This window comes from Nostoc sp. DedQUE12b (genome assembly GCF_034530835.1).
In the GTDB taxonomy this organism is placed as follows: Bacteria; Cyanobacteriota; Cyanobacteriia; order Cyanobacteriales; family Nostocaceae; genus Nostoc.
Genome location: NZ_JAVRCI010000083.1, coordinates 1 through 20,005 on the forward strand (window position 1 = coordinate 1; position 20,005 = coordinate 20,005).

General features: G+C 39.5%; 16 protein-coding genes. 4 read left to right on the forward strand and 12 right to left on the reverse strand.

Going from position 1 to position 20,005, the window contains the following annotated elements; translation table 11 throughout:
• The coding region (locus RMY16_RS27430) for a hypothetical protein (protein ID WP_322739016.1) at nt 1-202 on the forward strand (202 nt) is incomplete at its 5' end.
• Nucleotides 203-561: 359 nt separating this feature from the next.
• Here the strand turns inward: RMY16_RS27430 and RMY16_RS27435 are convergent.
• Nucleotides 562-2,706, reverse strand: coding sequence for a peptidase domain-containing ABC transporter (locus tag RMY16_RS27435; protein WP_322739017.1), 2,145 nt, complete (start codon nt 2,704-2,706; stop codon nt 562-564).
• A 581-nt stretch (nt 2,707-3,287) separates the two neighbouring features.
• Nucleotides 3,288-3,494, reverse strand: coding sequence for a hypothetical protein (locus tag RMY16_RS27440; protein WP_322739018.1), 207 nt, complete (start codon nt 3,492-3,494; stop codon nt 3,288-3,290).
• 1,167 nt (nt 3,495-4,661) lie between these two features.
• Here RMY16_RS27440 and RMY16_RS27445 point away from each other — a divergent pair.
• Entirely contained in the window at nt 4,662-5,993 is a 1,332-nt protein-coding gene (locus RMY16_RS27445; protein WP_322739019.1) for an HlyD family efflux transporter periplasmic adaptor subunit, read from the forward strand.
• Between the two features lie 224 nt (nt 5,994-6,217).
• Here RMY16_RS27445 and RMY16_RS27450 read toward each other — a convergent pair whose 3' ends face one another.
• The gene (locus RMY16_RS27450) at nt 6,218-7,933 is read right to left on the reverse strand and encodes an alpha/beta hydrolase (RefSeq protein WP_322739020.1); all 1,716 of its coding nucleotides are present in this window, start codon (nt 7,931-7,933) and stop codon (nt 6,218-6,220) included.
• A gap of 245 nt (nt 7,934-8,178) precedes the next feature.
• Here RMY16_RS27450 and RMY16_RS27455 point away from each other — a divergent pair, with 245 nt between their 5' ends.
• Nucleotides 8,179-8,373, forward strand: a complete 195-nt coding sequence (locus tag RMY16_RS27455; RefSeq protein WP_322665996.1) for a hypothetical protein — start codon at nt 8,179-8,181, stop codon at nt 8,371-8,373.
• Between the two features lie 20 nt (nt 8,374-8,393).
• Here RMY16_RS27455 and RMY16_RS27460 read toward each other — a convergent pair whose 3' ends face one another.
• From RMY16_RS27460 to RMY16_RS27475, 4 genes are all read right to left on the reverse strand, one after another.
• Complete coding sequence (locus RMY16_RS27460; RefSeq protein ID WP_322739021.1) at nt 8,394-9,308, reverse strand: ion channel; 915 nt, start codon at nt 9,306-9,308, stop codon at nt 8,394-8,396.
• A gap of 354 nt (nt 9,309-9,662) precedes the next feature.
• The gene (locus tag RMY16_RS27465; RefSeq protein ID WP_322739022.1) at nt 9,663-10,538 is read right to left on the reverse strand and encodes a YsnF/AvaK domain-containing protein; all 876 of its coding nucleotides are present in this window, start codon (nt 10,536-10,538) and stop codon (nt 9,663-9,665) included.
• A gap of 387 nt (nt 10,539-10,925) precedes the next feature.
• Entirely contained in the window at nt 10,926-11,816 is an 891-nt protein-coding gene (locus RMY16_RS27470; protein ID WP_322739023.1) for a DUF2382 domain-containing protein, read from the reverse strand.
• A 486-nt stretch (nt 11,817-12,302) separates the two neighbouring features.
• Nucleotides 12,303-13,115: a DUF2382 domain-containing protein gene (locus RMY16_RS27475; protein WP_322739024.1), complete on the reverse strand. Its 813-nt coding sequence runs from the start codon at nt 13,113-13,115 to the stop codon at nt 12,303-12,305.
• Between the two features lie 368 nt (nt 13,116-13,483).
• Here RMY16_RS27475 and RMY16_RS27480 point away from each other — a divergent pair, with 368 nt between their 5' ends.
• Nucleotides 13,484-14,218 carry a DUF1995 family protein gene (locus RMY16_RS27480; RefSeq protein ID WP_322739025.1) on the forward strand — a complete coding sequence of 245 codons (735 nt, stop codon included), beginning with the start codon at nt 13,484-13,486 and terminating at the stop codon, nt 14,216-14,218.
• 112 nt (nt 14,219-14,330) lie between these two features.
• Here RMY16_RS27480 and RMY16_RS27485 read toward each other — a convergent pair whose 3' ends face one another.
• From RMY16_RS27485 to RMY16_RS27500, 5 genes are all read right to left on the reverse strand, one after another.
• Nucleotides 14,331-14,579 (reverse strand): hypothetical protein, encoded by a 249-nt coding sequence (locus RMY16_RS27485; RefSeq protein WP_322665987.1) that lies wholly within the window; start codon nt 14,577-14,579, stop codon nt 14,331-14,333.
• A gap of 367 nt (nt 14,580-14,946) precedes the next feature.
• Nucleotides 14,947-15,093, reverse strand: a complete 147-nt coding sequence (locus RMY16_RS27490) for an element excision factor XisI family protein (RefSeq protein ID WP_322739026.1) — start codon at nt 15,091-15,093, stop codon at nt 14,947-14,949.
• Nucleotides 15,081-15,206: an element excision factor XisH family protein gene (locus tag RMY16_RS33175; RefSeq protein ID WP_416211710.1), complete on the reverse strand. Its 126-nt coding sequence runs from the start codon at nt 15,204-15,206 to the stop codon at nt 15,081-15,083. Before RMY16_RS33175 ends, RMY16_RS27490 begins: the two co-directional genes overlap by 13 nt.
• Nucleotides 15,207-15,484: 278 nt before the next feature.
• Nucleotides 15,485-16,402 carry a hypothetical protein gene (locus RMY16_RS27495; RefSeq protein ID WP_322739027.1) on the reverse strand — a complete coding sequence of 306 codons (918 nt, stop codon included), beginning with the start codon at nt 16,400-16,402 and terminating at the stop codon, nt 15,485-15,487.
• Between the two features lie 260 nt (nt 16,403-16,662).
• Complete coding sequence (locus RMY16_RS27500) at nt 16,663-19,683, reverse strand: zinc-dependent metalloprotease (RefSeq protein WP_322739028.1); 3,021 nt, start codon at nt 19,681-19,683, stop codon at nt 16,663-16,665.
• Nucleotides 19,684-20,005: the final 322 nt, after the last annotated feature.

Consider the following 20,005-nt stretch of genomic DNA (forward strand, 5'->3'; position numbering starts at 1 on the left):
TCGTGTTGAGGTACTCCAAAATCGTGTTGAGGTACTCCAAAATCGTGTTGAGGTACTCCGAAGTCGTGTTGAGGTACTCCAAAATCGTGTTGGGGTACTCCAAAATCGTGTTGGGGTACTCCAAAATCGTGTTGAGGTACTCCGATGTCGTGTTGAGGTAGTTCAAACTTTGTCGCACCGCGTCGAGTACACAGGTGCATAGGCGTAGCAGCCCGCTGTAGCCATCGCTTTCATAAATCTCCACAAACAAAGCGATGTCTACGATGGTCACTAAGCTTGTCGAAGTGCGGACTACGCCTACGCTTGACTTTTAAAACAGTCGCTACACATTTCTATTTTTTAGGCAAAACCTACGCAGTATTGACACCACTCCCTATTCTCCATCTAAGTTATGACCTAAATACCTGAAAAATGCTATAAAGTCCATTAGCTTAGGGATTTCCAAGAAATAAACTATACAATCTTGTGGGGTGGGCATCTTGCCCGCCCGTAATCAAGGGCGGGCGAGACGCCCACCCCACAATAAATAATTGGATATTTTTTTATTTGGAAGTCCCTTAATTAAGGGGTTAAAAAGTCTAAATGGTTTCCTGGTTGGGCACGCAAGTCTTCCACAGTTCCCTGGATTTGTAATTTGCCTTGATCTAGTAGCACAATCCAATCAGCACGGGCAATTACTCTCGGACGGTGACTAATCAGAATCGTAGTTTTGCCTTGGCGATGCAATAATAACTGATTCAAAACTTTAACTTCACTTACAGGATCTAGTCCAGCCGTTGATTCATCTAAAATTAGGACTGGTGGATCGTTGATGATGGCTCTTGCTATAGCCAATCTTTGCCGTTGTCCACCAGAAATATTTGAGCCAAATTCACCTAATACAGTTTGATATTTTTCAGGTAGTTTACTAATAAAATCGTCTGCCTCAGCAATTTGACAAGCAGCGACAATTTGCTCAAAAGTGACGTGAGGAGAACCTAACCGAAAATTATCAATAATAGAGCGACTCCAAAAATGAGCTTCTTGGGGAACAAGGACGACTTGTTGTCGCAAACAATCAAGGGCTAAGTCTTGTAGATTATAAATACCAATGCGAATATTACCAGAATTAGGTGTATATAATCCTGCTATCAGTTTAGCGAGAGAACTTTTACCACATCCTGATGTACCAATTAGGGAAATAACTTTACCGCCAGGAATAGTTAGGGAGAAATCTTGCAGTAACTCTAGCCTCCCAGCGTAGTGAAAGTTGAGATTTGTGCAAATAATATCAGCATTGCCAGGAATCTTCGTAAAAGGTTTTTTAGTATCGCCTTGATTTTCCGGTGTGGAATCGATAACTTCTGTTAAGCGTTGCGTAGCAGTTTTGGCACGAGTGAATTCATCTATAAAGTTGAGCGCAGTACTAATGAATGATAAAAAATTACCATTCATCCCGTTAAATGCCAGCAGTTGACCGATGCTAAGTTCCTTGTTAATAACTAGGATGCTGCCGAAACCAATCAGACTAATGCTGCCAATACTAGAAACTAAACTAGAGAAAATGCCGTTAATAATTCCAATCTGAATTGTGCGAAATGTTTGATTTGCTAAACGACCAAATCGGTTCTGAAATTCTTCCCAGAACTGGGGAGCGGCGGTAGTGGTTTTGAGTGTCAAAGCGCCTTTAAAGCTTTCAACTAGAATACCTTGGTTTTCTGCATCTAAGACTAAGACACTTCTGATTTTTTGTTGAAGTGTAGGCAGAAAAACAATCGTAGACAAACTCATTACAATCGCAATAATCGCACCAACTAAGGTAAGTTTCCAGCTATAGAACAGCATGAAACTTAAAGAAACTGCTGCAATCAATAATTGGCTTGGTAAACTAATAATTGCTTGAGAAATTAGTTGATTAATTTGTTGAATATCTTGCAATCTGCTGACAATCTCGCCACTACGACGCGATTCATAGTAAGTCAAAGGCAACCGCAGGATTGTCCTAGCAAATTCTAAAATTAATCCTAACTCCAGCCGTTGGGCAAAATGGGCAATCAGGTTATATTGAACTAGTTTTAAACTACTTGACACAATATTCATCACCACAACGGCAATAATTACAGCAGCAAGAAGCTGGGTGTCACCCCGAACTAGTACATCATCCGTCAGAATTTGGATTAAAAATGGAGAAGTTAATGAAAGCAGACCGATAAGTAGGGAGCACAAAAAAGCCTCGAATAGTATGCTTTGATAAGGCAATACACGCCGTATAAAGCGCCCAAAGCCGTCTATTTTATCATCAGGTTGAGCATAAAAGCGAACCGAATCTGGCTCTAGTAAAAGCATCACTTTATCTGACCAACCCTCCATTAACTCTTTTTTAGAGACATAACGGATATTAACGGCTGGGTCAGCAACTATATATTTCTTACCTTTTTGACCATACAAAACAACCCAATGCGTGCCTCTCCAGTGAATAATTGCTGGCAGTGGTGCTTGGTTCATCCGGTCTAATATTTCATTAGATGCTCTGACTGAGCGTGCATTAAAACCAAGCGCCTCGGCTCCCCGCCTCAGTCCTAACAATGTTGTTCCTAGTTGACCAGTGCCTACAGCTTCCCGGATGCGATTTAGTGTAAAGTTGCGCCGATAGTGTTTGGCAATGGAAGCAAGACAAGCAGCTCCACAATCTTCTTCACTATGTTGTGTAACAACTTGGTATTTCATTTTGCACTCCAGTATCCAATAACATCGTGACAAAACCCAAAAAAATAGCAGGGTCTTATCCCTGCATGGTTAAAAATGTAGCCCATACTTTAGTCATACTATAGTTCTAATACACTAGACAAAATATCAGATTTTGATGTTCAGAGGAATGTAACCAGCAACTTACGTTAGTTATATTAAATTCGCTTTGTTAAATAAAAGTTGATACAGGCTGTATCAACTTTTACTATGCTTACTTGTCTTTACGACTACTCAAAAGTGATGGATATTTTGAGGTAAAAGTAGCATCGAAGTCTTATTGACAGTTGCTAGTAGGCAATCATCAATAAGACTTTGTTAAGTTTATTGAAGAAAAGTAGGTGGGTAAGAATAAACGTATGTTAGTATGACTACGATAAAGAAACACCTTATGGCTCCTAAGCTTAAGCCGATTAGCAATAAAGCCATACGCATAAGTAATTTAACCTGCGGCAACAGGGTAAATTATTTGCATGACTGTATGCCTATAAAGATGCGCTTAATCGTGTCTTTACATTTATTATTTCCCCGCTCCTGAACTTTATAAGTTTCCAGGGGCGTCCTTAATCGTCAATATCAATATTGACATCGGCGGTGTTACCAGCATTTCCAACGATAGTTGCATCGTCACCAAATTCGTTGTCATCATCGATCTTGACGCTGCCGCCTTTGGAAATTTGCTTAATTTTAACCTTCACGACAGTTTTTTTGCCACCAGAGAGATTGGCTTCTTCAATAGCGGTTAATTCGGTAAATAGTACACTTGCCATGATTTTAGTTCTCACTTGATTGATTGTTGGGATTTAGTAACATCACACTACATTCATCAATGCAAACAAGGCATTCATGAGTGCTTGTGTGCTGTTACGAACATTATATGGGTGAAACTAGTTTAATAAAACCACTATTTTCTTAAGAAATATGTATTACAAATTCTTAGTAAAGATACTACTTGGCTAATATTTATACTGTTTTCTGAAAAAACCATGAATTTTATTCTTTTTAAAGAGATAAATATTCTGGATTTGATTGTATGGCAAAAATATATACGCGTATAAAGATTTTTATAATAATTAATGTCTGATTTAATACTAAAAAAGTAAGAAGATTAACGTATTAATACTGTTAATTAGAGACAAAACCTTAAATAAAGAGTATAAAATCAGTTAAATAGTATTTTGTTATACAAAATTATGAAAAAGCAAATTTAGAGAACTTCAAAAATTTTACTTGATTGGTTTATTTTACGTATTATCACGTAAGTATTCTTTTTTTTTGTACTTTGCTTATACAGAAACTATTGAAAATAGATAAAAGATTGTAATAACAACGCTTTTAAACTAGCTTAACTACTTATTAATTAGAAGAGAAAAGAAAAGTTTTCTCTTTATTATAGAAATTTTGGCAAGGAAATAAAGAAAAGGTAAAATTTTAGAAGAAAATTATAAAGATTTAGTGTTTTTACTAAAAGGCACTAATTGTTATATAGACTTAGGCTATGGATTACTTTTTAGCTATTGCTGATGCAGAAACCTCTAAGACAAGCGGCTTATCTTCTCCCAAGGGAAGAGGCTAAGAAGATTAAGGTTTCAGAGGATGTTTGAAAAGTCGCAAAGTATACTAAAAAACCCTTTCCAAACCTCTCCTAAAAGGTCGAGAGGCTTTGAAATCCTCCCTTTTCTTCTAGAAAAGGGGGTTAAGGACGTTAGATATCTGAGGCTTAAATGTTAGCAATAATACTTTTCAAACAACCTCTCAGAGTGAGAAAGGAGGCTCCTAACTTGAAAATGCTCGTTCAATAGATATCTATATATATAGATGTAATGTCGCTTCGCATTTTCATACTTGGTAGTGTACAAAGTTCATAACGATTACCTTCTTATACTAGCTAGCTATTTGCTAGATTGTTTGCACAACCAAAATATTTTTTAACTTATATGCTTATTGACCCACAACCAGACTTTCTCCGCCCAGTTGAAAGCGACGAATATCTTCCTCCAATTAGCAGTTGGACATGGCTGGGAGGGATATTTTTAATTGGAAGTGTTGGCGCTGCCTTCGGTCTTGCAAGTGTCATTCAATACAATATAGTCGTGAGAGCAGATGGTACTGTCCGTCCAACGGGAGAAATACGGTTAGTGCAAGCATCAGTAGAGGGAACAGTTAGAAGCATTAGGGTGAAAGAAAATCAAGTTGTGAAAAGGGGAGATGAGATTGCACTGCTCTACGACACCCAATTACAAAGTAAAAAAAGCCAAATTGCTGGAAATATCCGGCAGAATCATTTACAAAGAACCCAAATCGATGCACAACTAAGAGCGCTACAGAATCAAATCACAGCTGAGTCCAACTCGATGCGGCGGGCCGTTATCTCTGCACAAGCTGACCTGAATCGTAATCAACGGGATTATAAAGACAAGCAAATTACGACTCAGGCAGAAGTGGAAGAAGTAGAAGCCTCTGTGGAGTTAGCGAGGGAGGAACTGAAGCGATATCAGCAGCTAGCAAATACTGGAGCGATCGCAAGTCTACAGATTAAAGAAAAAGAACAAGCTTTTAAAGCAGCACTTGCCAGATTAGAACGGATCAAAACCGGACTCAATCCCACTAACGCAAATGTGGAGATCGCCCAAGAAAGGATTCCCCAAGAACAGGCAAAGGGTGAGTCTACCGTAGCTGCATTGAACAAAGAAAGACAAGAACTTATTGGGCGTCAAGTAGAAATTCAAAATCAAATCAGCAGCGCTCAAGAAGAGCTAAAACAACTCTCAACAGAACTGCAAAAAACTGTAATTCAGGCTTCAGAGGCAGGTACTATCCTGAAACTAGAATTAAGGAATCCTGGGCAAGTTGTTCGTGCTGGGGATGCGATCGCTCAAATTGCTCCTAGTAAGGGCCCTCTCGTCATCAAGGCCCGTGTTGCGGCTTCTGATATTAGCAAAGTACAGGTGTGTAAAGTCGTACAAGTAACAAAATGTTCAGAGGGGGAAGTACAAATGCGGCTTTCTGCCTATCCATACCCAGATTACGGCATCCTCAAAGGAGCTGTTAGAGCCATAACCGCCGACGCTATAACATCTCAAGTTAACGGCAATCCAATTCCACCCTATTATGAGGTGACAATTGAGGCAGAAAGACCTTATTTAAAAAAGGGCGATAAATCCTATCCCATTCAATCAGGGATGGAAGTTACAGCTGATATCATTTCCAAAAAAGAAACCGTAATGACATTTATTCTGAGAAAAGCAAGGCTGCTAACAGATTTGTAGGCTTTTTGTTGTATTCCACGCCATTGAGAACCACTTAGGATTTACGAATGTAAAACTAGCCCACCCTACGGGAAGCGAGCTACATCCCCCAACCCCTTCTCCCACACTTGGGAGAAGGGGAGTCAATTTTAAAGTTCATTTCAAAGTCCCTCTCCTTTGAGAGAGGGATTTAGGGTGAGGGCTTTTGATCCCTCCAATCCCCCTGCAAAAGCAACAGGGCTGTTTCATTGCTTCAAAGGTTGATAAGGGGTAGAAGTAGGTTGAGGATTTGATGGTTTGCTAGACTGGGGAGTTGACCCACTCCAAACTTGATTAAACTGAGCTACCGACAACGACTGTAAAATACTGAGATTAAGTGGCTCTTTGCTGATAAATGTAGCGTAGGAAGGCTGCAAATAAGAACGATATTCAGGGCGGTTGAGGAGATGGGTTTCTAAAAAAGCAACGCTGAGGGCGTTGAGATAGGAATAAACAGCAGCACGATCGGGGCCCAGCAAGGCGGGTGGCACAGGTAAGACATCGTTTTCAGGAGTAGGTTCGGCGATCGCTGAAAAGTGGGTGGCATTTTCGATCAAAGCCAAGTACTTATTAGAGCCAGAAAGCCAGGTAAAGGGGCGAATTTGCTCAAATACGGGTGGGGCGAAAATATCTTGACTACCTGTTACCAACATGACGGGAGTTTTAATTTGACTGATTCCCCCCTGACCTAAAACTGTGCTGTCAATGGGATTAATGGCAATGATGGCTTTGATGCGATCGTCTTTGAGTTCGTAATTTTTTGGAGGTAACTCAGTTGCTTGACACTGCAAGAAGAGCGACAAATTAAAGGATGAAGTATCGGGAGTACAATCTTGCCTTAGTTGCTCAAAGTTAATATTGGCTCCTGCTAAAGTTAAAACAGTATAACCACCAAAGGATTGACCGATCGCCCCAACTTGCTGAAAATTCAGTTTTCCCTGGAGTGTGGGATCGGATTTATCTAAACGCTGGAGTTCATTGAGTAGATATTTGATATCCAAAGGTCGGTTGATAAATTCAGTTGCATCAGGCGGCCCTGCCAAACCTGCAAAATATTGTTGAAAGCGTTCGGCATTACTACCAGGGTGTTCCAGTACAGCAACGGCAAAACCATAAGATGCTAGATGTTCAGCCAGGTAGACAAAGGTAGAGCGATCTGAAGCCAGTCCATGAGAAATTACAATCAGGGGAAAGGGAGGCGAGAGTAATTCTCCAGCTTTTTGTGAACCTGCTTCTGGCAAATACATATCTACAGGTAGACGGCGTGAGCGAGAAATGTCATTCAACTCCAGGCTTTTTTTCTGCCAAGTGAATTTTCCTGGCGATCGCAAATCTGGTTTTTGAGAGAAATCAATATTGGAAGTGGCTGCTTGAGCGATCGATTCTTTTTGCAGAGAGGCAAAAACTTCATCTTTTCTTTTAATCAATTGCGACAAGTCATCGACTATCCTTAACCCCTCTGTGAAATTCACCCGTATAGTATCGCTAGGAAATTTCCGCAGTAAATTCACCACTGTTAACCCCTCTTTTTGATCGGCAGCAGACAAAATTAAAGAGGCACGTATGGCATAAAAGCCATTATTTCGAGACTCAGTGAGGAGTAATTTTCCCAGTTGTTGCACCAACTGCTCACCTATCGGTGAGTAGGTAACTTGAGATACTAATGTAGGAGTGACATTAAAGCGCTGCTGGAGTAGATCCCGCAGTTGAGCGAGTTGTTCAGGAGTCGCACGACTAGCATAAAATGACAAATCTTGATCGATTTTGCCAACTTTCGCAAAGGTTTCCAGCGAATCCACCGATAAGGAAAATTCGCCGAAGGGAGGATAATAAAAGCTAATGCGTTCAGCCCCTAATCCGGGAGTAGCAGTCAAGAACGTAGATAGCAAACCTAAACCCAGATATCTCAAAAATTTTTTCATTAGAAAAACCCACTATCTAACCCTGCTTAAACTTGTTTAGGCTGGGAGGAAAGCGGGGCGGGATCTATAACCGCTTTCCTGTTGAATTGGTTTAGATATATCAAACAGGCTACAAGCACAATAAAGCAAGTACTTACCATAAATTTGACAGGAGCTTTGAACGAGCAAAATACATGAGTAGCAAATTTTTCAGTCAAACAGCATCAGTAGCGCGATAATAGATATAGAGATCAAAATTAAGTTATATGTCCTTTGCTTCCTGCGCCTGTTGTGTTGTCGTCCTCAACCAACAACAAGAGCAAAATATCTCCCACCAAAACCAGTGCCAGGATGTGCCAGTTAACCACAGTAAGAGCACGGTTAAAAGTTGTACTGTAATTGAAAATGGTCGGGTGGTCGTTAAACCCTTACAAGCACCACTCAATCAGACTTCCGAGTAACTTTCAGGAATTTTACGTCTTCAGTCTAAAGGTAAAACATCGTGGAAGCGATTGTAATCAATGTAGCGATGTCCATCAGGTGTGTGGTGAAAGATATCGACAAATTGATTGTTCCACAAAATCTCATTGGCACTATAGCTATGACGGGCATGGACAACCTGGGCAACCGTTTCATCAATGCCACTCAAAGAGACAATCAGTATAGTATTTGTCTGGGTTAAAGATTCTGGTGTCATCCCATACAAAGGACTAAACTCATCAATGACATGCATCACTGACCAGCTTAACGTGAAGCTAGGTGTTTGGTTCCTCACCAGTTTGAGATCGTGAAACCGACGCATGAACTGTCCTTCTAGGGTTACTTCGTCGCGCATCAAGTAGACTCGCATCTGCGCCTCCAGAATCATATTGCGACGCCGATTAGCGCTGCGAAATATCAGAGTCGGCATCGCATCATGAACTGTAATGACAGCAACACGGCTAAAGAGTACACGGGCTGTAGGTCGAGAGAATCGAGCAAAGGCTAGTCCCGTCATCACAGCAATTCCCACCAAACCGATCATTGCTTCAATAGTGACAATAATGTTGGCGTAAGTTGTTTTCGGATACATTGCCCCATAGCCAATAGATGCTAGGGTTTGCACGCTAAAGAAAAAGACATCTAAAAAAGAGCCAGGTCGGGCGTTGGCAATACAATCTCCTCCTATCAAGTAAGCTAAGGCAAAGAGAGCATTAATAGTTATATAGAAAGTACAAATTAGCAGCAGAAAGCCAGTCCAGGGAATCGTTAGCAGCAGATGATAGGGATCGCGCCAGTATGAATGCCATGCACCCATACCTATAATCTCAAGTTTTCCATTTTGAACTTGAATCTTAATCGGTGAGATCAAACGCTGTCGTTTCTTGGGTGAAAGTCTCTTCAGTCGAAATTTCATTGCAAGTAGCCAAAAGAACGGCAACCACTTAGTATTGTAAATTAAGTTGCTTTAGAGACATTCACTCTAGACAGAATGGTACTAAGAAAAGCCCAAAGGCTTGTGTCGCCTTGTTCCCAGTCTCCAGGCTGGGAATGTATTTAAAAGAGGCTCTGCCTCTTGTCAAGAAGATCGGAGGCGGAGCCTCCCAGAATGGGTTAAGAGCCTAGAAGTTGGGAACCAGTCAACAAGAGTGAAATTTTTAGCTTAAATAAATATTTTTACTAGCATTTTTGTATCTAATCAGCAAAAAAATAGGGTGTGCAATGCCCACCCTACTAATTTATCTGCTAGAAACTTATTAAAAACTTGTTGTTATGGCTTTAGTGATTGACCTTTAGAACAGCGGTCAAACCACTCCTGGTATTTTTTCTGGTGCGACTCATCTTCAACAGCAATGGTAACACGCACCTGCTTGCAGCCGTGATTTCCCTCTAGTGCGATCGCATTCAATAATAAATTAGCAATTTTAGGTGAGCTAAATTCGCCGCTTACCGTCAAACCGTTGTCATGTGTAGCTTCAAGTCTTTCTACTTCGGTCAAATCAACGCCAAGAATTTCTCCTTGTCCTAAATCAATTTCTGCGAGTTGTTTGTGTTCTGGGCTAATTTGTTCCACAATCAGCTTTTCACGCCGGACAGGAACTTGTACCATCCGGGTTTCAATTTCTTTGCGAACAATTACTTCACCAACTTTACGCTTACTGCTTTCAACAAATAGTCGTTCTTCTAGTAGACGAATAATCTGTTCTTCAGGAACCTGTTCTAAATTATTTAATGGCTCAACTGAGCTATTTGTAATTTTATTGTTAGCTAGTTGCTCAGTTGAGTTAAAATCGCCTGGTGTTTCTGATTCTAAATATTCAGGCATATATTCAATTTCTGATTTGTTTAAGTCTATGAAAACAGATTGAGTCGGCTTGTCTATTTTTTTTATTCTCTGGCTCTGCAACTGAAATAAAGAAGGATGTTTATCAGCTAACTGCTGGCTATATTCAGCAGTTTTTTGATTAGCCTGGTTAGATATAACGAGGTTTAGCCGACGATTACTATCCACAATTAAATCATGAACTACTCCTACTAGCTGACCTTGATTATCAAACACAGCAAAATTGTTCACCTTCTTTCTTAAATCTGCCAGCGAGGAGATGGTGCGAGAATTACCCTTTGGCTGTAAAGTGTTTTTTGCCATAGTTTGGCTGTTCATCTGGAAAGTTTACTAACTGCTTTCTACTTAGCTAAATTCGATTTATTAATCATCTGGATAGCATTTAGAAAATATTTGCGATCGATGGATTTATCTAAGCTTATATCTACTCATGTCTAGAGTAATATTTGCAATCCGAACTTCTAAGTGGTATCAATACTTTTCGGTTAAAGGAAAAGGGTTTGAATTTACTTTTACTCCTTTCCCTTTAACCTTTCCCCAGACGATAAAGATAGATTGTTGGGTTTATCCGAAAAGTATTGTAAGTGGTATTAGCTATTGTAAGGACAGGTAAAGCCAATTCAATAGCTTCACCTGTACTGTATAAAATGAATTATTAGTCATTAGCTAGTAACTAATGACTATGTTTAGTTAGCGCTCTTCAATCGGAAGATTCCCAGAATTAACATCTAACTCTTCACGACGCACAGTTTCTTGAGTTTCAACTGTTTCTTGATCGACAACTTTTCTAACTCTGACTTCTTCCCGCAAAAATGCTTCTTTGCGAACATCAGGAGTTTCTTCGTGGATTTCTATGCGAGCAACTTCGCCTTCCCGGAAGTCTGCTTCGCGCCCAGAAACAGCCGTACCCGCATCTGCTGGAGTTACACGCTCAATCACAACTCGTTCTCTTTCTACTGGCACTGCAACCCGTGCGGTATCAGTTTCAACATGCTTGCCAATCGTTACTTCTCCAGTTTTTTGGCGTCGTTTGCTGGCAATCAGCCGTTCTTCGTACAATCTCAAAGTTTGATGATCTTGCTCATTTAACCCGTATAAAGCAGGCTCATGCTCGTAAGTGTAGCTATCACGGGCGTAAGTAGGAGTTGTAGCTAATGGTGTGGCTACTGGTGCTGCTAAAGGGTCTAATGGTGCTGAAGCTTCTACAGGAGGAGTGTAGTCTGTGGGTTGGCGATATACCCCACGCACCCTTTCTTCATAGTCGTAATCAAGAGCTTGACGTTCACTGAATTCAGGCAAATCTTCAGCTTGCTCTCTAGTCAAGCCAATTGTGTAAACGCGATCAACGTTATAGTCGATACGAGCGCGGCCAATTGGTAATAATACTTTTTTACCAAAAATCCAGAAGCCTAAGTCAACAACTAGATAGCGAAAATGACCTTCTTCATCAACTAAAATATCGCTAACAGTACCAACTTTTTCATCAGTTCCCTGTGTGTAGACACCCAGACCTTTAATGTCATGGCCATCAAAACTCTCTTGATAGCTAGGCTCAAAATCTTCTAGTTTGTAAAGAACCATTATGTTTGTACCTCAAATTATTTTTTTCTCAATCTCTTAATAACTAAACTAGACATTTATTTATTTTTATACATCCTTCTGCCGAATGAATTATTTCCAGTGCCAAATAATCAAAAGTTATAGATAATTTTAAGTGATATGGCTAACTGGAGATATGAGATTGGGAGTATCTCACTTTACTTTTGTAAAGATATGTCTAGCTTTAGTACACAGAATTTGCCAGATAGATATATTAGAATTTTAAACTCTCACTACACTACAAAGTTTTGTATTTTTGTATCTCTAATAATTTGTTTCTCAAAAAAATGCGAGGATTTTGAATTTCCAAATTTCCGACTTTCTAAGAAGTCGGGAATTTTGTTTTTGAATAAAATAAACACAGGCAGAGATAAAAATTAACTTTGCCTGTATGATTATTTGAAATCAATCTACTAAACAAATTTATGATCCAGCTAATTAAATAGCTTCATGTCTAGCGATCGCATTTTATTGCACGTCTAAATTACCCACAGTATCAATATCTAATTCCTCCCGACGTATGGTATCTTGTGCTTCCACAGTCTCCCGTTCTACTACTTTCTTCACCCGAACTTCTTCACGCACAAACGCTTCTTTACGTATCTCAGGAGTTTCTTCGTACACTTCTATGCGTGCTACTTCCCCTTCTTGAAACTGAAGTTCATTGGGATTTACAACTTTTCCTGCTTCTGTTGGTGTAACTCGTTCAATCAGAACTCGTTCTTTTTGAACGGGTACTGTAACTTGTACAGTTTCTGTTTCAATATGCTTCCCAACTGTTACTTCACCGGTTTTGATGCGTTGTTTGCTGGCAATTAATCGTTCTTCATAAAGTTTAAAAGTTTGATGAGATTGCTCATTCAACCCATATAAATCTGGATCTTTTTGGTAATTGTATGTATCCCGATCATAAGTCACACCGCTGGTTGGAGAACGAAATACACTACGTACCTTTTCTTCGTAATCATTATTAACGATCGCGTCTTCTGTATGATCGGGTAAACCTTCTATTTGCTGTCTGCTCAACCCATCAACATAGACCCGTCTTTCTGGATAAATGATCCGGCAAAGACCAATTGGTAGTAATATTTTCTTGCTAACAAAATCTAAGCTGATATCAATAATTAAATACCGGAAATGACCATCATCATCAACTAAAACGTCAGCAACTGAGCCAACTCTGTCCCCCCCGTCAGTATAAAGATCCAGCGCTTTGAGATCGTCTCCGCCAAAAGTCTCTCGATAATTTTGGTCAAAATGTTCAAGTTTATGAAGAGGCATAGGCTATTCCTAAGTTGTTTATAAGGTTTATTCGCCAGTGTAAAAAATATTGCGCTAAGTATCCTCCTGCTGGCGACTGAGTTCAATGGAGATATTTGATGATTTATTTTTTAGATTATTAGGTTAATACTCAAGTTGAACACTATTAATCATCAATAGAGATATAACTAAAGTTATAAAAAACAAAACCCAATATTGGAATAAAATATTTTTCAACTGGTTGAGGCGATCGCATCATGGCGATATAGCGGTTCTCATAATGAAAAAGCCCTTCATTTTCAGGGGATTGGGCGATCTCGTCTGCGTAAGTCCTAATTAAGAGCCAATACTGAAACAATGGGAATAGACACTACAGAACCATGCAGATTATGAGTGAACTTCCAAATAGTCTTGAAGATGCGATCGCCCAATCTCGTGTAGCCGTTCAAGCTGCCCTTGCAGATGGCTGTACCCGCTTACAAGTTGAGTTCCTGTTCCCGGAACTGAAGTTTATGCCGATAGCGGAACAATTTCTACCGGCGTTTACAGATTATGATTCCCGTTTGAAGATTTTCTTTGCTGACGCTGGCGCTGCGGCCCTAGCCCGGCGTGATTGGGCAGATGCACCATTTCAAATTTTGGATATTGGTACGGGTAGGGCTGCTTCTTTGCAGACAAAAATTCAGCCAGAGGATGAAATTTTTTTATTCATCGCCCCCACATCGGTAGAAGTGCCACAGTTGGAAAAGCTGTGTGAAGTAATAGGCGATCGCCCTTTAGTCTTGTTAAATCCCCGTTTAGAAGATTCTGGAACCGTGGGCATTGGTTATACAGCGAGAAAAATCCGCGATCGCTTTATCAGTACCATTGAATCTGCCTATTACGTGCGCCCCATAGACGATGAAAGTGCCCTATATCGCTGCTACCCAGGACAGTGGGAAGTTTGGCTAGAAACCGACGGCGAATATCAAAGAATTGCCGAATTACCCACAAAACCATCTGGTGATGATTTGGATCTCATTGTTTTAAAAGGACAACCACAAACAACAACAGATGCGACACCTGCGAGAAAGCCCAGTGTGTTTAAAAGTTTGCAACGATTTTTAAAAGCGTTGAGTAGTTAGTGGTACTTAGACAAAAAACATCCAGAAAATAGTCTCAAACCACATGCACGGTTCTTAGGGAAGTGCGGAGGGGCGACCCTCCAATCTTACCCGCCCTCTTACTAGCCATTACCTAACTAAAAGCTACTGCTGCTGCCAGAATCACAGCTATTGCTGCTGCCAGAATCATTGCTACTGCTACTGCTGGAGTCACAGCTACTGCTGCCAGAATCATTGCTACTGCTACTGCTGGAGTCATAGCGATTACTGGAATCATTTCCTCCAGTATTATCAACATACCAACTACTGTCGCTGTTACTAAAAGAGTTACCATTGCTTCTACGACTTTTACGGGAACTGTTTCTACCAGATGAAGTAGCACCTTTGATGAGGGCGATGAAGCCCAGTACAATCAGTAAAAATATAATTAAGCTCCACATAGTTTTTATCTTGAGGTAATGATTGCTATAACTAACTTCAATTTCTTTGGTTGTGATTACAGATTTCATCTAACTTGACAGGCGCTGCCTCGATATCCTGCCACATCAACTCAAGATACAGCAGTTTTCATTTGCATGAAGTACAAAGCTATAGGTTTTGAGGCAGCAGGCAGGAGGCAGAAACTCTGTATATTCTGATTTTGAGTCCTGCATTTTGTACCTCACTTACTTGCAAACTGCTGTATTTATAAAATATTTTAATGCGATCGCTCTTATCTCAACCACATCAATTGTAACCCTATGTCTATTTTACCAACCAGTATATATCAGTTGGTAATGGTCTTGTTCTCCGTCAAAAATTGTTTGAGCTTCAATTTCATTATCAGAGGAGGCGTGTTGAGCATATTCTGTAAGTAATTGGCGAATACAGCTTCGATATTTATCTAAATCTGCCATCGGATAATTTCCTCCGTTTCCACATCATAAACTATCAGATTGATTTGACTGCGCTGGATAATAGTTTTGATAAATGATTTATTTAAAAAATCGTTATAAGTGTTTAAAGGCACTGCTAAATGCTAAATACAAAATTACTTACCGTTCAGCGTATATCACAGTTAGAGGCATCAATGGTATTTGATATTTATGCTTAGAGGTTGTTTGAAAAGTCGTATGTTGTGATTTTAATCAAATTATTACCCCCCTTAATTCCCCCGATGTATTGGGGGGAAACAAGAAAATCCGGTTCCCTCCCCTTTATAAGGGGAGGGTTAGGGTGGGGTAAAAAAATATTTGATACATACATCAATCATGACTTTTCAAACATACTCTTACGGTGATATTTATATTAATCTAAACATTGACCATAATATAGTTTTTTATCATCACTTTTTGAATGGTCTTCATATATACGATGGTGACAAAACCGATCGTGAGCGCAGCCTTTTATTATAGCAGTTCCTTTTGTGCCTACTATTTCTAGACTGATTATTGCCCAATCATCGCCATCTAAATCCATGCTCCAGTAATTTTTTCCTTCAGCTAATCCAACATTTTGAATTTCTCCAATCAGAGATACGATCTCAGAACAAGATTTAATTTCTTCTATCGCCTCTTGATATTTATTAGGAAATTGTTGCATTCCCCAAAAGTGTCTTAATTGATTTGGAATAATTAACCCAGGGGATGGATTGTAATCAGAAGTTTTAAATGTTATCAAAGAGAAGAGTATAATTATAAATATTGCAGGAGTAGTATAAAATAATCTTTTGATTTTACTAATTGGTTTACGAACTTGGAACATACAACCAAGAAAAACAAATATAAGAGGAAATGTATAAAAAACCAAAATTGCAAAAAATAGGTTGATTGTGTTTGCTATCCCAATAATTAGTTCAGCAATAACTGGATTTCTTAAATTACCTGTAACCAATATAAATAGAGCAATAGACATGGAAAATAAACCACTAAGAGCTGATTCAATTTGTGTATTTACACTTAATCTTGATATACAGCCTATGAATACAAACAAAGCTAAGATTATCGGATTGTAGTCTTTATTTTTATTTTTAATTATCCAAAGCAAAATTATGCTAGAAACTAGTGAAATAAATAAGGCTATGACATAACTAAAGGGATAATCATAAGGCGATAGTAACCAGAATCCGAAAAAGTGATTGAAGTTTAGTAAAGTTAATAAAGCAAGAGCTAATAAAAAAGGTATACTCCAAATAAATATTTGGAAAGTCATAAAAAGGGCATTCATAAAATATTTTTTTAGGTTATGTATTACTTTAATTGTTTGATATATTAAGATAAATTTAATAGACAACCGTATTTATTCAGAAGAATATAAAGTTTTACATATATTGAATTATCGAAATTCAAAAATACAGCCGCCTCCATTGTAAATTCAATAAGACTTAAGTAAAAAGCCTTTATCCCACAATCAATATATTTTGCCAAAATGAGAATAAAAGAAGAAAAGTGAGGAATTTTACTATTAACTCCTCACTCCTCACTTTTTTAATTCGCTTGCAACGGCGCGTTTAATACTTTCTCGATGCGATCGCGCGTTTCTAATAAGTGCGCTTTGGTATATTCATCCTCGGAATTCACTCCCTTAAGTTTTTCATTAAGCTGTTTGAGTTTATACCAAGCTAGAGTACGAGCATCTTCTGGAACATTTTCTTTTCGCAATACCATACTAGTCAAAATGTCCAAATACTGACGCTGCAAACCTCGCCGCAAACTAGCGATCTTCATCGGTTTACCTTTTGGTTGGATGACTTCCGTCCAAATACCTGATTGCAAAGTGTCAAATAGTTCTGGTAGAGTCAGTGCTTTTCCTTCAAGAGTTTTGAGTTCAATATCTTTGAGGCGAGAGAGGCGATCGCCTGAGAGTAAATCTCGCAACACAGAACCCTGCATTAGTAACACCAAGTCATGAATGGGAAAATCCAAACGACCCACTTGTGGAGAACTACCCCAATGTCGCCAACGGGAAGGTGCTAATTTATTCAGTAATTCTGGTGAAAAAGTGAGGGCATCTTCTGCAAATACATATTTTTGTAGCGTTTCTAAAGCTTGGCGTTGTTCTTCAACTGCTACTGGTTCAAATGGTAAACGGCGTTGCGGAACTCCAGAGACTTTCTCGGCAGGTATCTCGCTAGGGTGAATGCGATAGAAAGATTGTCCCCCGATGTATTTTGTGGTGTAATATATTTGCTGGAAATAGTTACCCAATACTGTGCTAAAACGTTCGCTCACATCGCTATAACTATCACCAGCCATTGGGAAACGTTTATCCAGACGTTCCCACATCACCCGCGAATTATTTAACTGCCACTGAGAATAAACCAGCACATTAGAGCTGTTATCCCAAGCATCAGCTGTGGGGTCAAGGTCATATACATCTTCATCTGTGGAATAACTCAACTCTGGCTTGTAGGATTGTGCGGCAATTTCCTCCAAAATTGGCTTTTCTGCTAGAGGAGTTGATGTCTGAATTGTTGTGTAGCCATATTTAATTGCCCATTCATCATAAGGCCCCACTATACTCGGAAAATAATCTCCTTGTTTTGTACCTTGAGGGGCGATATTTGGGGGAATATAGTCCATGACAGAAGTTGTCAGACCTTTATTTTTGGTAACTTCTGTATTATTCATCTCCTGTGGTGGTAGCAGTGTACTACCACGGAAGTTATGACGTAAACCAAGAGTATGTCCAACTTCGTGAGCGATGATTAAACGTAAATACTGATTAATATATTCTTTTACCTTGTCTGGAGTAGCCATAGTATCAGGCAGCAGAGACATTGCCAGTGAACCAAAGGCAAACTGGTTAGCAGCTTCCATCCCGTAGCATAAATCGTACTCGCCTGCCATTTTCGATAAACGATTCAACAATCCCTGTTGTCCTTGCATCTTCTGGGGGACACCATTGTTTTTCCCATCTAAACCATTGGCGCAAAGTAGACGATTTTGCATTAAAGCTGATAAAGTCGTGCGATTTTCTGTTTGGTTGGGTTGGACGATTTTGCGATATTCACCCTTGAGTGCCCGGATAAAGCTAGCATCTACAAGAATGTCTGCATCCAAAATTTCCCCTGTCAATGGGTTAACGCGGGATGGCCCCATCGCAAAGTAGCCATCGACTGTATTAATCCAGCGAATCGTGTTGTAACGAATATCTGCCGGGTCCCAGGTAGCATCATCTGGCATTTGGCGGACTTCAATTGCATCTTTGAATCCAGCTTTGAGAAAGGCTTTGTTCCACATAAGAACGCCTTCTTTCATGGCATCGCGGTATTCTAAGGGCACAGCGTTATCAATCCAGAAAACAATCGGTTTTTTGGGGTGAGAAATAACTGCTTTTGGGTCTTGTTTTTCTAAATGCCAGCGATTTATGTAGCGGACAAAAGAATCGCCGCGATCGTCGTCTTTGGATAAATCTTGGTAGGCGGTGATGAAATAGCCGATGCGATCGTCAGCAAAGCGTGGTCGATAATCTTGATCGGGTAGTTGGGAGAAACTGTAGTGGACGCGCAAGGTAAAGCCACGGTTGTCAGCTAGCGACCCAAAGCTTGCTACTTCACTGTTGGAGTCAACGCTATTAGAGTAATTCAAAACTGATTCAACTTCTAAGTTTTGGGGAAAGGCTTTAGCAGTACCAAAATAGGACTGGCTTGTGGTTTTTGGAACTCCTAAACCTACAGATAATCCAGCTAAGTCTGTGAGTAACAAATCTTCTAAGTCAATGAGAAGAGTTTTGCGTTCTGGATGAATGCTTTTAATGGAAATGTTGTAGAGAACAGAGTCACTAAACGATCGCGTCAGCGATCGCACCTGGGGATCTCCCTCACGAGTGCGAAAATTCACATTGCGGATCACAAAGTGTAATTTATCATCCACCCGTTGGAAATAAAATAAAAAATCTTGCAGAGGCATACCACTGTAAATACCCCGTTCGCCAATACCCGATTCCAAGGTTGCTGTAGCTAGGTAATTTTTCTTAAGTTGTTCTGGCTTAATTTCTAGATAAATCTTATTCTTTTCTTTATTCCGATAAAGTGTGAACAATCCTCCTGACTTTTGGGTATTTTTAATTACTTCGTTAAATGGCTCTAAATCATCCTTTGCTGCTGGTTTCGTGGTATTACTAGGCTTTGTATTCGGTTTTTCTGGGGGTTTGGCAACTTGCAAAAATGGTTGCTGACCTGCTTGTTTGAGATTTTCTACTATCCAAATAAACGGTTGAGGCTGTGCGTGTTTATTTTGATTAACTACCCAAACGTGGTTTGACGGTAGCCTCTGTTTCTGAGGAACATTAATATTATTTAATGATAAGGCTGAGATTTTAGTTGAAGAAGTTTCTGTTGATAACTGACTATTGGATTTCTCTCCACTTTTGACTGTAACCACGCCTTCTTCAACAATATGCTTGGCTGGATCAACATTGTTAACAAATGGTGACTTAGCGCTAGCTGTCGCTATCCCTAAAAATAAACTATGTAACAAAATAATATAGAAGGTTAATCTGTTCATCGCATTCATTACCTGATAACTATCTCTGGTTAATTTTTAACTTTTGCAAAGCCGTATAGCCTGCCCTATAACGATTATCTTAGCTGCTTTATATTAGGCAAAAAACTTTCGACTTAAATTTTAGTTGCCATGTTTCAGCTTTGTTGTGCTGTTTTAGTGTAGGATTTTTCCTAACAATTGCGTTTCCCACAAACAGTAAGTATGATTTTTACATCAGACTAGTAAATTTTTTGGATAAAAAGTATAACAAATTAGCCAAATCCGGAATTACTTGGCCTTTGAAAGAATTTTTAAGTTAACACTTTATTTACATTATGAGAAG

What these genes read in the sequence shown, in the direction of transcription:
- RMY16_RS27445 (WP_322739019.1), top strand. Translation starts at nt 4,662, where the DNA reads ATGCTTATTGACCCACAACCAGACTTTCTCCGCCCAGTTGAAAGCGAC.
- RMY16_RS27480 (WP_322739025.1), top strand. Translation starts at nt 13,484, where the DNA reads ATGAGTGAACTTCCAAATAGTCTTGAAGATGCGATCGCCCAATCTCGT.
- RMY16_RS27470 (WP_322739023.1), bottom strand. Translation starts at nt 11,816, where the DNA reads ATGGTTCTTTACAAACTAGAAGATTTTGAGCCTAGCTATCAAGAGAGT.
- RMY16_RS27450 (WP_322739020.1), bottom strand. Translation starts at nt 7,933, where the DNA reads ATGAAAAAATTTTTGAGATATCTGGGTTTAGGTTTGCTATCTACGTTC.
- RMY16_RS27440 (WP_322739018.1), bottom strand. Translation starts at nt 3,494, where the DNA reads ATGGCAAGTGTACTATTTACCGAATTAACCGCTATTGAAGAAGCCAAT.
- RMY16_RS27495 (WP_322739027.1), bottom strand. Translation starts at nt 16,402, where the DNA reads ATGAATGCCCTTTTTATGACTTTCCAAATATTTATTTGGAGTATACCT.
- RMY16_RS27500 (WP_322739028.1), bottom strand. Translation starts at nt 19,683, where the DNA reads ATGAACAGATTAACCTTCTATATTATTTTGTTACATAGTTTATTTTTA.
- RMY16_RS27490 (WP_322739026.1), bottom strand. Translation starts at nt 15,093, where the DNA reads ATGGCAGATTTAGATAAATATCGAAGCTGTATTCGCCAATTACTTACA.
- RMY16_RS27460 (WP_322739021.1), bottom strand. Translation starts at nt 9,308, where the DNA reads ATGAAATTTCGACTGAAGAGACTTTCACCCAAGAAACGACAGCGTTTG.
- RMY16_RS27435 (WP_322739017.1), bottom strand. Translation starts at nt 2,706, where the DNA reads ATGAAATACCAAGTTGTTACACAACATAGTGAAGAAGATTGTGGAGCT.
- RMY16_RS27455 (WP_322665996.1), top strand. Translation starts at nt 8,179, where the DNA reads ATGTCCTTTGCTTCCTGCGCCTGTTGTGTTGTCGTCCTCAACCAACAA.
- RMY16_RS27465 (WP_322739022.1), bottom strand. Translation starts at nt 10,538, where the DNA reads ATGGCAAAAAACACTTTACAGCCAAAGGGTAATTCTCGCACCATCTCC.
- RMY16_RS27475 (WP_322739024.1), bottom strand. Translation starts at nt 13,115, where the DNA reads ATGCCTCTTCATAAACTTGAACATTTTGACCAAAATTATCGAGAGACT.